This is a genomic window from Psychrobacter sp. M4 (assembly GCF_055699795.1).
In genome coordinates, this window is the sequence record NZ_CM146740.1 from 1,034,292 (window position 1) to 1,047,856 (window position 13,565).

9 protein-coding genes are annotated in these 13,565 nt (G+C 43.3%); 2 read left to right on the forward strand and 7 right to left on the reverse strand.

The window, feature by feature from the left end:
• Window positions 1-192 precede the first annotated feature (192 nt).
• From ACR63N_RS04435 to ACR63N_RS04465, 7 genes are all read right to left on the reverse strand, one after another.
• Window positions 193-2,577 (reverse strand): FdhF/YdeP family oxidoreductase, encoded by a 2,385-nt coding sequence (locus ACR63N_RS04435; protein WP_367111006.1) that lies wholly within the window; start codon window positions 2,575-2,577, stop codon window positions 193-195.
• 189 nt (window positions 2,578-2,766) lie between these two features.
• A complete protein-coding gene (locus tag ACR63N_RS04440) occupies window positions 2,767-3,561 on the reverse strand; it encodes an ABC transporter ATP-binding protein (protein WP_472782512.1) in 795 nt (264 codons plus the stop codon).
• Between the two features lie 39 nt (window positions 3,562-3,600).
• Window positions 3,601-4,500, reverse strand: a complete 900-nt coding sequence (locus ACR63N_RS04445) for an ABC transporter permease (protein ID WP_367103649.1) — start codon at window positions 4,498-4,500, stop codon at window positions 3,601-3,603.
• A gap of 232 nt (window positions 4,501-4,732) precedes the next feature.
• A complete protein-coding gene (locus ACR63N_RS04450) occupies window positions 4,733-5,761 on the reverse strand; it encodes an ABC transporter substrate-binding protein (protein ID WP_367103648.1) in 1,029 nt (342 codons plus the stop codon).
• A gap of 71 nt (window positions 5,762-5,832) precedes the next feature.
• Window positions 5,833-6,891, reverse strand: a complete 1,059-nt coding sequence (locus ACR63N_RS04455) for an ABC transporter substrate-binding protein (RefSeq protein WP_367103647.1) — start codon at window positions 6,889-6,891, stop codon at window positions 5,833-5,835.
• Window positions 6,892-7,199: 308 nt separating this feature from the next.
• Window positions 7,200-9,293, reverse strand: coding sequence for a methionine--tRNA ligase (gene metG, locus ACR63N_RS04460; RefSeq protein ID WP_472782513.1), 2,094 nt, complete (start codon window positions 9,291-9,293; stop codon window positions 7,200-7,202).
• Window positions 9,294-9,467: 174 nt separating this feature from the next.
• Window positions 9,468-10,937, reverse strand: a complete 1,470-nt coding sequence (locus ACR63N_RS04465; RefSeq protein ID WP_367103645.1) for a GntP family permease — start codon at window positions 10,935-10,937, stop codon at window positions 9,468-9,470.
• Window positions 10,938-11,317: 380 nt separating this feature from the next.
• Between ACR63N_RS04465 and ACR63N_RS04470 the strand changes: the two genes are divergently transcribed.
• Both ACR63N_RS04470 and ACR63N_RS04475 read left to right on the forward strand, forming a co-directional pair.
• Window positions 11,318-12,658, forward strand: coding sequence for a short-chain fatty acid transporter (locus tag ACR63N_RS04470; RefSeq protein ID WP_367103644.1), 1,341 nt, complete (start codon window positions 11,318-11,320; stop codon window positions 12,656-12,658).
• A gap of 147 nt (window positions 12,659-12,805) precedes the next feature.
• Window positions 12,806-13,519: a CoA transferase subunit A gene (locus tag ACR63N_RS04475; protein WP_367107195.1), complete on the forward strand. Its 714-nt coding sequence runs from the start codon at window positions 12,806-12,808 to the stop codon at window positions 13,517-13,519.
• Window positions 13,520-13,565 lie beyond the last annotated feature (46 nt).

A 13,565-nucleotide genomic window follows, 5' to 3' on the forward strand; every position in this document is an offset into this window, starting at 1 on the left:
GTTCAGTTATCATAGAGTTTACTTTTAACCTAGGTTTCAGTCCTCGTTTTAATTATTATTGTTAATTATCTACTATAGACTGTTCACTACCAACCAATCATTAATAGTTGAGGTGCTTATAAATTAACATCAGCGAAACAAATATAGCGTAGTCAATGATGATTCAACTACGCCATATTTAAAGCCGTCAGGTTAAGCAGAAGCTACCAATCCATCTACGCTACTGTTTTGCACTCGATTATTGACTTTACTTTGCTCGCGACTATCGGCAGCTACGCGCTCCAAAATTACGGTCGATGATTTATAAGCCGGAATGTGTGATTCTGGCGCATGCGTATCCAAATCAAATAAATCATTACACTCAGGATAGTAGGCGGCAACTGCGTTAGAAGCGATATCCATCTCAGTCAAAATCAGCGGCCCAAGGGTACGTGCTTGATTACTACTGTCTTTACGGGTCACTACCACGCTATCGCCCTTTTGCCAGCCCAAGCGGCTGATCTCATCTGGATGCATAAAGAGTACATCACGGCGATTGGTTTGACGATAACGATCGTTATAGCCAAAAATCATAGTATTAAACTGGTCATGACTACGTACACTGGTAAACTGCCAGACCTTTTGCTCATTTTGCTCAGCGCTCTGTTTATCAGCAGCTTTGCCATCAGTCGTTGAGGTCTCCTCTGCCATTTGCTGAGCGACATAAGTAATCGGATACTGCGGTACTTCGATTTGAGCTTTGCCGCTATCGGTATTCCAGACCCGATGACGCGCTGGATGATACAGATGAAAACCACGCTCGCTCTCGCGGATACGCTGATTAAAGTTTTCAAAACCATCAATAGCCTGTGCGACATAATCACGAATAAGGTCGTAGTCCTCACTCAGTGCTTGCCAATCTATATCTGTTTTATTGGCTAGTACATGAGTCGCCATATCAGCAATTATTTGGGTTTCGGACTTTATGGTATCACTAACAGGTTTTATAGCGCCTTTAGTAGCAACGATCTGGCACATAGAGTCTTCAATAGTCGCAAACTGCTCGCCTTTGGTGGTGACCAGACTTTCAATTCGGCTAAGGCAAGGCAAAATGATATTGTTTGCGCCCGGATATAGCATAGTACCATTAAGCTTAGTACCGACAAAAACGTTTAGTTCGTTGTCGCTCAAAGCTTGTTGAATGGCGCTGGTATTTGGTGCTGCGACTGCAAAATTACCACCCATGCCCATAAAGGCTTTTAGCTTACCATCAATCATTGCCTTTGCGCCTGCAACGACATCATAACCGTCTTCACGTGGCATAGGACGCTTAAAAACACGCTCAAGGCTGTCTAATAGCTCTTTTTTAGGACGCTCATGAATGCCCATGGTTCTATCGCCTTGCACATTAGAGTGGCCGCGAATCGGTGAGGCGCCAGCGCCATCAATACCGATCATGCCCATAAGCAGCAGTAAATTAGTAATCATCGCCACATTATCCTCGCCTTGAACATGCTGAGTGATGCCCATGCCCCACGTGCAAATGGTCGCTGGACTTTCGGCAACTAATTTTGCCAGTTTAACAATCTGAGCTTGCACAATACCGCTGCCACGTTCAATATCTGTCCAAGTTTGCTCATCAAGCCACTCTTTTAAGGACTCAAAACCTGAGGTATGCTCGGCAATAAAGTCATGGTTGATTTTATCATTCTCAACGAGCCATTTTGCCATACCTGCTAATAACGCCGTATCGCCGCCGATTTGAATTTGAATGACTTCATCTGTCATCTTGTCGCTTTGCGCAGCTGCCATGTGTGTTGGTTTCTGCGGATTTCTAAAGGCACTTAACCCTTGCTCACGCATAGGATTAATGGAGATGATTCTACAGCCTTCTTTATGCGCATGTGCTAGCATCTCAAGCATACGCGGATGATTGGTTGCAGGATTGTGCCCAAAAGACAAGAGCAGTTTGGCTTTTTCAAAATCTTCTAACATAACAGTGGCTTTACCGACGCCCAATTGTTTACCAAGCATAACGGAGGTTGGCTCATGGCACATGTTGGAGCAATCAGGCAAGTTATTGGTGCCAAAACAGCGTACAAATAGCTGATACATAAAGGCTGGCTCATTAGTCACGCGGCCTGAGGTATAAAATAATGCCTCATCCGGCGAGCCAAGTTTGTTTAGCTCTTCAGCGATAATCTTGTAAGCATTTTCCCAAGATATAGGGACATAACGGTCCTCTTTAGCATCATAACGCACAGGCTCTGATAAACGTCCGCTGTGCTCAAGCTCATAGCCATTCCATTTTTGTAACTCTGTAACCGTATACTTTTTAAAGAATTTGGCATCGGCCTTAGTAGACATAGCTTCACTAGCGATGACTTTTATACCAGTCTCACACACATCAAGTGCTTTATAAGACTTGTGGTCGGGCCACGCGCAGCCTGGACAATCAAAACCACTTTTGGGCTGGTTGCTCTTTAGAACACTTAAACTGCCACGCGTAAAGGCTTTATAGTCCATAAGCTTACGAGTAGAGGCAACTAGTGCTGGCCAACCGGCAGCAGGATGATCATAAATAGGGATTTTGCGCATGACAGACCTCACAGATAGCAATAATATAAATAATTGGCGATAAATAATCATAACCAATGCAGTCTATAAATAGCTAGCAGAAACTTAATAATATCAATATCTTTACAAATATCCTTATTTTATATAAACAAAACCCTCAAGAAATCTAAATTTTTTGAGGGTTAACTTATGGTTTGGTTTTTGAAAAATCTAACTCAAAATCAAACTATCATCATCAACCTTTTCACCGCGAGTTTGCTCAAACATATCAAGTAGATCATGGACGGTCATATCTTTACGAACGTCACCTGCCACATCCAAGACTACTTGGCCTTGATGGAGCATGACAGTGCGCGTACCATGCGCCAGCGCTTGTTGCATAGAGTGGGTGACCATCATAGTGGTAAGATCGTTATCAGTCACGATTTTGTCAGTTAATTCTAAAACAAAAGTAGCGGTCTTGGGATCAAGGGCAGCGGTATGCTCATCGAGCAATAAGATTTTAGAGGGCTGCAAGGATGCCATCAGCAAGCTTACGGCTTGCCGTTGACCGCCAGATAACAGACCCATACGGTCGGTCAGACGATTCTCAAGTCCAAGCTTGAGTACCGATAACTTTTCGCGGAACAAGTCACGGTTATTTGGATTAAGGGCAAAGCTTAAGCCTCTTTTGCCGCCACGCTTATAGGCTAGCGCCATGTTCTCCTCAATAGTGAGCGCTTCACAAGTACCAGCCATCGGGTCTTGAAACACGCGTGCGACCCAGTGCGCGCGCTGATGCGCAGTTTTTTTGGTGACATCGATCTCATTGAGCAAAATTGAGCCACTATCTACGCGCGTGGTACCGCTAACGGCGTTTAAAAACGTTGATTTGCCCGCACCATTGGTGCCAATAACCGTGACAAACTCACCATTAGCGATATTTAAATCAATACCGCGTAGAGCCGGGTTTTCGATAGGGGTGCCGGGGTTAAAGGTCAGGCGTAAATCTTTGGCTTGCATCATAACTATACTCTCCTATGCTTACTTATTAGCGCAGTAGCTTTAGGTTCTGACTCTACGAGTCAAAAACTTAGTTTTGGCTTTTGGCAGTACCAAAGCAATCACGACTAATAAAGCGGTAATTAGATTCAAGTCCTGCGGGCCAAAGCCGATGCTTCGTAGTGTATCACTGGATAAAGCGACCTGGATAAATAGCTTATAAAGTACCGCACCTATAATAACGGCAAAGGTGATCAGCCAAATACGCTTGGCAGGAATAATGGTTTCACCGATGATAACAGCGGCCAAACCGATGACAATCGTACCGATACCGATAGAGATGTCCGCGCCACCTTGAGTTTGTACAAATAATGCTCCGGCCAAAGCGATTAAACCGTTAGAGATGGCCATCCCAATAATGGTCATCTTTGAGGTATTAATACCTTGGGCTTGTGCCATTCTAAGATTAGAGCCAGTCGCACGCATTGATAGGCCAGATTCAGTGCTATAAAACCAATCTAAAAACAGCTTAGCTACTATAACCACGACGCCAATGATTAGGCAGCGCATCCAAAAGCCATTGCCATCGTTCACCAGCGTACTAAATACAGTGGTTTCACCAAGTAGCGGTAGGTTCGGCGCGCCCATGATACGCAGATTAACCGAATAGAGCGCCACCATGACCAAAATACTAGCAAGTAGCTGTAATATACCCAGCTTAACATGGAGCCAAGCGGTGACAATACCAGCGACGGAGCCGGCTAGCATACCAAATAAACAAGCAATCCATGGATTAATACCAGAGATGATAGCAACGCCTGCGACTGCGCCGCCCAAAGGAAAGCTACCGTCGGCAGTCAAATCAGGAAAATCAAGGGTACGAAATGAGATAAGTACACCTAGAGCTACAAGGCCATAGATAAGACCACTTTCAAGCGCACCGAAAAAAGCGATAAGAGACATAAGGGATCAGTAAGTCATAACCAAGCGGTGAATTTAACAGATGAAGCAATCTGCAGTTAGGATGAAGCAAATTAAACCATCAAAACATTATCGTTTTGCTAATCTTTATGCGAATAGTCGTACCAATAGTTTTGCTAATAATAAGATACTTATTTACTGACTACAAAAAACAAGCCCAGCTTATGACTTGCCAGCTGGGTTGTTCTTATGGCTTGTCAATAATGTCAGATCTCTATTCTACCACTTCTGCCGCTTGATCAATAACCGCTTGTGGTATGGTAATGCCTTGATCAGCAGCATTTTTTGGGCTGACGTATAAGTTTAACATTTGCGGCGTGTATACAGGGATGTCACCTGCGTTTTCGCCGTTTAAAATGCGAGCAACAATTTTGCCAGTTTCGCGTCCAAGACTATAGTAATCGACACCTAGAGCTGCAATAGCGCCACGTTCAACGGAGCTAGTATCAGATGCTATAAGCGGAATTTTGCTCTCTTTGGCGACCTGCGACAAGGATTCATAAGCTGAGACCACATTATTATCAGTTGAGGTATAGATCATATCGACTCTATCTTCAAGGCTACGCGCCGCCATGGCAATATCATTACTACGCTGCGCTGGCGCTTCAACTACATTAATACCAAGTGGGGTAAGCTTTTCTTTTAGGTTTTGCAAAATAATGGTTGAGTTGACTTCACCTGGGCTATAAACATAACCTACATTCTCTAAGCCCGGAATGATTTGGCGCATCAGCTCAATTTGCGGCTCATAAGGCAGAGCGTCGGAGCCGCCAGTGACATTGGTACCAGAACCATCAAGACTAGGTACGAGTTTTGCTGCGACAGGATCAGTAACCGCTGAGAAGACCAGAGGAATAGTACTGGTTGCAGCAGCAACCGACTGCGCTGATGGGGTACCAATAGCGACGATAACGTCTGCTTCATCGGCGACAAATTGCTTGGCAATCTGTCCGGCAGTCGCGGTATTACCTTGCGCACTTTGGAAGTTAACCTCTAAATTCTCGCCCTCATTAAAACCTTGATCTGCTAGCTCATCGATTACTCCTTTACGCACATCATCAAGTGCTGGATGCTCAACGATAGCGGTGATCGCTACAGTTTTGGCGGGTACTGTCGTATCACCGCCTACTGCGCCATCTACGGTATTTGGATCATCAGTTGGCGACTGGTTACAGCCAGTCAATATAGCAGTGCAAACGCCGCCCCATAATAAAGCTTTAGCAAAACGGTTTTGATATAACATAGATGTTGCTCCTAAAAGTGATAGTGTGTCCCTACAAAAAAGACGCTAAATAATAATCTTAATGCCAGTGGTTAGTTGGCAGTCTCAGTACTGCCTTTTTCATCAACGTTAATGGCATTTGCTATTACTTCAGCTGGCAAATTTATCCCCTGTGCTGCCGCGTGTTTGGGGCTAACATATAAAGTTAAGTCGTTCATAACTTGGGGCTCAATCGTATTAATCGCTTCACCATTTAATACGCGATAAACCATCTTGCCAGTAACGCGGCCAAAGTCGTAGTCATTGACACCAAGCGCTGCTGTAGCACCGCGGCGTACGCTGAACTCATCAGAGGCAATTACTGGGATTTTGAGCTCGTTAGCAGCATTGGCCATGGCCTCAAAGGCAGATACAACGTTATTGTCAAGAGAGGTATAAATAACATCCGCGCGGCCATCAAGGCTACGCGTCGCCATAGCAACATCGGTAGGACGATTAGCAGTTAAATCTAATATCTCAAGTCCACGAGCAGGAGCGGCGGCTTTAAGCTGGTTTAGCACTGACACCGAATTGGCCTCACCTGGGCTATAAACATAACCGATCGTCTTAGCATCAGGAGCAATTTGCTGAATCAGATCTAACTGCGGCTCAATAGGCAACTGACTGGATAATCCCGTTACGTTATCTTGCATGGGTACATTGTTTTCATCGATCAGTTTGGCCGCTAACGGATCAGATATTGCCGTATAAACCACTGGAATATTGGTGGTTGAGGCGACTACAGACTGCGCAGAAGGCGTTGAGATGGCAACAATAGCGTCAGGCTCGTCACCTGCGAACTGCTTGGCAATTTGTCCAGCCGTACCCAAATTACCTTGAGCGCTTTGAAAGTTGATGGTTAAATTTTCTTCTTCAACATAACCGTTGTCGGCTAGCTCCTCTACGATACCGCGCCTAATTTCATCAAGTGAAGGATGTTCGACAATTTGAGTAATGGCTAAGCTTTTAGCAGGCTTGTCAGTAGCTATAGCACTATCGGTAGCAGGAGTGGGTTCCGTAGATGAATTCGAGCATCCCATCAAGCCAAACGTACTGATGGCACTGATAGCTGCGCCATATAAGCTTAAGCGTAGAGTAGTAGCAATAGTCATTATTAGTTTAACTCTTAGGTTATAAAATTTAGATCAGACCGACAATTTATCAAGACTTTATTATCAACACTTTCAATCAACATTTCGCTAGGTAGTACTAAATGTTGTTAGGTATTACCAAATATTAAATGTTGTTTGGTAGCTGTTATATGAGCATTAGTCATTAAAGTTAATGGCTATATTATGACAGTCCTGTAACTAATCGCAATAAAAAAATAAAGCGTATTCGTCATAAAGCCGTTATAACAAAAAAAAGATGCCACTATGGACATCTTTTTTAGAGTTGATTGCCTTTTCTAGGGAGCTTGTTAGGCCAAATGATCACCGATAATACACTCATCAGGCAAAGTCACTACAGTTAGCCCCGTTTTCGGATCGCCTGTCGATAGGACCATACCTTCTGATACGCCAAATTTCATTGTGCGTGGAGCCAAATTAGTCACACAAATAACTTTTTTGCCCATCAATTGCTCAGGCTCATAAAACTTACGAATACCACTAAATACATTACGCGGCGCATCTTCGCCAACGTCCAAGGTAAACTGCAAGAGCTTATCCGCGCCTTCGACATAATCACAAGCGATGACATGAGCTACTTTCATATCGACCTTAGCAAAGTCTTCAATACCGATATAATCGATTTGTTCTTCGTTATTTACAGCCACTTCTTTTTTCTGCGCGTTTTGATTAGCAGGAGCGACATCTTGTGCAGCGTCTTTGCTCTCACCTAATGACGCTTTTGAGGCCTCAACCATAGCATCAATATCCTTTTTATCTATACGCTGCATCAAAGGTTTAAATTTATTTATTTTATGACCAAGTAACCACTGATTGCGGCTATGAAAGCTTAAATCATCAATATTTAAAAACGTTTTGGCGTTATCAGTCAGCTCTGGCAGTACTGGTGCGAGATAAACCATCAATTGACGGAAAATATTGATAGCCACTGAGCACACATCTTGTACTTCTTGTTCAGTGCCTTCAAGTTTCGCCAGCGCCCATGGTTTCTTCTCATCGATATACTCATTCGCTTTGTCCGCACACTGCATAATCAGGCGCATAGCACGCGAAAACTCACGATTCTCATAAGCGGCAACGATCTCGTCACCAGTCTTAGTGATGTCATCTAACAGGCGCGGCTCAGCGCAAACCTCGGTTAGCATACCATCGTGCTTTTTGACCAAAAACCCAGCGCTACGACTGGCAATATTGACCACTTTTCCAACCAAGTCGGAGTTGACCTTTTGCATAAAGTCTTCTAAATCAAGATTAATATCTTCAACCTTGTCAGAGAGCTTGCTGGCGAAGTAGTAACGTAGGTATTCAGGATGTAGATGCTCAGCATAGGTCTCAGCTTTAATAAAAGTACCGCGCGATTTACTCATCTTCTCGCCGTTTACCATCAAAAAGCCGTGCGCAAAAACACCTGTTGGCGTACGAAACTCGCTACCAGCCAGCATCGCCGGCCAAAATAGCGCATGAAAATAAACAATATCTTTACCGATGAAGTGATAAACCTCAGTTTTGTGCTCATTCTCCTCGGTCCAGTAACGATCAAAATCAAGCTCGTTTTCAGTACCTTTAAGCTGCTCACACAGGTTCTTAAAGCTTGCCATATAACCGACAGGCGCATCTAGCCAAACATAAAAGTATTTATCTGGTTCATCACTTGGAGTATCTGGTATCTGAAAACCAAAGTAGGGCGCATCCCTAGAGATATCCCAGCTGGCAAGACCAGCATCGAACCATTCTTGTAGTTTGTTAGCGACCGAAGGCTGCAAACGATCTTCACTGCGCGTCCAATCCTTTAAAAATTGCTCAAACTCTGGTAGATCGAAAAAATAGTGCTTAGAGACTTTTAATACAGGGGTCGCATCCGATAAGGTAGAGCGCGGTTCGATCAAATCAGTGGCGTCATAAGTAGTACCACAAACTTCGCAGTTGTCACCATATTGGTCAGGAGAACCGCATTCAGGACAAGTGCCTTTCACAAAACGATCTGCTAAAAACAGCTTCTTCTCAGGATCAAAAAGCTGCTCAACGTCATGAGTGGAGATATGACCGGCGCTATTAAGACGGCGATAAATTAGCTCTGAGAAGTACTTATTCTCTGGCGAATGAGTAGTATAGTAGTTGTCGTAATTGATTAAAAATTTATTAAAATCAGCTTCATGCGAAGCTTTGACAGTAGCGATTTGCTCCTCGGGCGTGATGCCATTCTCTTCTGCTTTGAGCATAATGCTAGTACCATGGGCATCATCGGCGCAAACATAAGTGACTTGATGACCTTGCGCCTTCATTGCACGCGCCCAAATGTCAGTTTGAACATGTTCTAACATATGCCCTAAATGAATATAGCCATTAGCGTAGGGCAGCGCACTGGTTACTAGAATCTCACGCACTTTTATCACCTTTATTTGATATAAAGCTTTGTTGTAAAGCTAAAGAATTAAATGTTAAAAATGGTGACTATGATAGCGTAATTCAATTGCATTTGTCATAAATAAAGAACAAAACCCACTCAGCGCTAGACTAAGTGGGCTTCAAAAATTTAACTGTTTTGAATTTAGAAAGTTTTAAAACGAACCAAACAAAGTGCCTAAGGTAATAACTGCTGTCACAGCGATCAAAGGGATAACCATAGTAACCACTGCTAGATTGAGATAAGACTGTCTATGAGTAAGACCACAAATGGCAAATAAGGTAATCACCGCGCCGCTATGCGGTAGGGTGTCAAGACCACCTGCTGCCATGACCGCCACTCGGTGCATAAGCTCCGGATCGATACCCGCTTCAACAGCCATACGCAAATAATCCTCGCCGAGGGTTGCAAGCGCGATACTCAAACCACCAGAGGATGAGCCAGTAATACCAGCAAGGGTAGTCATTGCGACCGCCTCTGAGATCAAAGGGTTGTTAGGGTTTAGGTTTAAGATACTATCACGAATAATAAGGAAGCCTGCTAGAGAGGCGATAACGGCTCCATAACCTACTTCTGATGCTGTGTTAAAAATTGGCAGCATTGAATCATAAGTACCACGGTTAATAGTCTTTTGTAAGTTATTCCAGTGTCCTATCCGCAGTACAATCAATACCAAAATAGCGATAACCAGCGAGATAATAATAGACCACAGGCCCAATGAGCCATCAATATTTAGATCGGGAAACTGAGTTTGCAGATCAGTAAAGTCCAGCGATGGGAAGATGGCATAGGTAAGAAGAGCGTTTAGCGCAATAACCAAAACTAGCGGTATCATAGCGACTACAAACGAGGTTTGATGAGTATTTCGTGCTTGAGCTGGGCTGGCTAAATTGCTTTGTGCCACATTAACTTGAGCATCGCTTGTTGGTTCTTTTTTGGCATCAATACCGCCAACGCCTACGTCTTCATCATCGTGCTGACCGTAGCCTTCGCCTGCAGCGTTAGCTTTGCGCGCGCGCGACTGTAGCCATAACCAGCCACCAAAGAACATGATAGAGCCGCCAATAATACCTAAGATAGGAGCGGCGAAGACGTTAGTATTGTAATAAGGAATAGGAATCGCGTTTTGAATAGCTGGTGTACCGGGTAGGGCAGTCATGGTAAAGGTGAATGACCCAAGTGCGATAGCAGCTGGTATTAAACGCTTAGGAATATCAGCGGCTCTAAATAAGTCTTTGGCAATAGGATAAATGGCAAAGGCCACAACGAACAAAGACACGCCGCCATAAGTTAAAATTGCGCAGACCAAAATGACCGCTAAGATAGCCTTGCTGGCGCCAAGTTTTTTGACTACCGTATCGGCAATCGCTGTTGCAGCGCCCGAATCCGCCATCAAACGCCCAAAGAGCGCGCCTAATAAAAATATAGGAAAAAACTTGAGTAAAAATCCGCTTAAAGCACCCATAAAGACGTCAGTATAGGTGGGAATACTACTTAAAAAGTCTCCTGATAAAAACACTGCCAGCGTCGCCATAATCGGTGCTAGAATCAGCACAGAATAGCCACGATAAGCGAAAAACATCAATAAGAACAAGGTAATAACAATAGCAAGGGTACTGAACATGGACGCCTCTCCTTGGCATATATTAGACATGAAGTATGGATTGCTTGCCTATTACAATCAATAAGAATAAATTAGTCAACTTAATATTGATAAAATCATTTTTACTTTAAATCTTTATTAGCATAATTTTCTTTTAGCCGCTAATAGGTCTACCAGTGGCTTGATTTTATTATCTAGTCGTTGCAAGATTAATATGTTAAGTTAGCAAGGCAAGGCTGATAATACACAGGTATGCTAGCTCATTACAAGCGGTACTGATAGCTATAATCAAATCATTTTATTAGCTGATATTTATAATAATTGATGTATAAGTACATAAGATTAATGAATGTTTTTGTATCGCTTAACAATGAGCATCGAAATTTACAAGGAATGTAGATATGTTCAAAGCTATGACTAACGCTAGCGTCCAGCTAGTAAATCGCTACCTCCCATCCCCCTTCGTATTTTCAATCATCTTAACCCTTATTGCTTTTGTCGTTGGTCTTGCTATTACAGGTCAAAACGTTATCGCTATGGCTGGACATTGGGGTAATGGTCTGTGGTCACTGCATAGTTTTGCTATGCAAATGGCTTTGATATTAGTCACAGGATACGCGCTTGCTAGCGCGCCGTTCATTCAGCGCCTACTAGATAATCTTGCTAGTAAAATTCACTCACCTACAACGGCTATCGTAGTATCAACTTTAGTTGGTTTAATTGGTTGCTGGATAAACTGGGGGTTTGGCTTAATCATCGGTGCAATCTTCGCTAAAGCATTAGCAAAAAAAGTAGCTAACGTCGATTATCCCTTGTTGGTGGCCGCGGCTTATTCAGGGTTTGTTATTTGGCACGGCGGCTTTTCAGGGTCGATACCCCTAACGCTAAGCTCCGGCGGCGAGACTTTGCTTACGCTATCAGGTAACACTATTACCGAAGCTATTCCTTTATCACAGACTGTGTTTGCTGGTTATAATTTATTAATTGTTGGTTTATTAATAGTTATCCTACCTATCCTAAATCGCTTTATGCATCCCAAAAATCCTACTACTATTGATCCAGACTTAATCAAAACCGAAGTCTATGCGCCGCCACCTCGTAATACCCCCGCACAAAAACTAGACGATAGCCGTATTATTGCCATTATTCTATTGGCTTTGGCATTGATGTACTACATTAGTGAGTTTGGTAGCAATGGTTTTAACCTCGGACTAAACATAGTTATTGGCCTGTTCTTATTCATAGGCTTGCTCTCTCATGGCACACTGGAGCGTTATTACCGCGCCGTCAAATCAGGCATTGGCGGTATTACTGGTATTGTACTTTTGTTCCCATTTTATGGCGGTATTATGGGGATTATGACCGGCGCTAATGCAAGCGGTATCTCTATTAGTACGCAAGTCACTGAATTTTTCGTCAATTCAGCGTCACCTGATACTTTCCCTATTTTTGCTTTTTTAAGTGCTGGACTGGTTAATGTGTTTGTACCCTCAGGCGGCGGTCAATTTGCTGTACAAGGACCGGTAATGATACCAGCAGGGCTTGAGGTTGGAGTCAATCCAGCGGTGACAGCGATGGCAGTTGCATGGGGCGATGCTTGGACCAACATGATTCAACCCTTTTGGGCACTGCCATTATTGGGTATTGCAGGGCTGGACGCGCGCGCTATTATGGGCTATTGTCTGATAGTGCTTGGTGTATCAGGAGTAGTTATTATGAGTGTATTTTATTTTGTAGCGTAGTACTTATCAAACATAAAGTAGACGGCGGTTTAAGTACAGCATTCAATATTATTGAGTTAAAAGTATGTAATAGTGTAAATAGCGGTATAGATGAATAATATAAGCAGCTGATTAAATAGTAATAAAAAATAATGAAAGGAGATCAATATGAGTCAATCAAAAGTATATAGCAGTGCCAAGGAAGCGTTAGAAGGGACTATTAGCGATGGACAAACGCTTGCCATCGGTGGTTTTGGACTGTGCGGCATACCTGAGGCGTTAATCGAGGCGCTACGTGATAGCGGAGTCAAAGACTTAACTTGTATCAGTAATAATGCTGGCGTTGATGATTTTGGGCTAGGGTTATTATTACAAACGCGGCAAATTAAAAAAATGATCTCCTCTTATGTGGGCGAAAATAAAGAATTTGAGCGCCAATATTTGGCAGGAGAGCTTGAAGTGGAGCTAACTCCGCAAGGAACACTGGCTGAAAAACTACGAGCCGGCGGCGCAGGTATCCCCGCTTTTTATACCGCGACTGGTGTTGGCACGTTAGTGGCTGAAGGTAAAGAAACTCGCGATTTTGAGGGACGCACCTATATTCTTGAGCACTCACTGACAGCTGATGTCTCGCTTATCAAAGCACAAAAAGCTGATAAAGCGGGTAATCTTATCTTTAACAAAACCGCACGCAACTTTAATCCAGACTGCGCGACGGCTGGCAAGATCACTATTGCTGAGGTCGAAGAGATTGTAGAAACTGGCGCGCTTGATCCTAATGAGATTCATCTGCCTGGGATATATGTACAGCGCATTGTATTAAATAGCAATCCTGAAAAGCGTATCGAAAAGATTACTACTAAAGCAACTGAGAATGCTTAAACGAGTGATCTATAAAGTATTTAGTCATAAATAATAAAGCAACTTA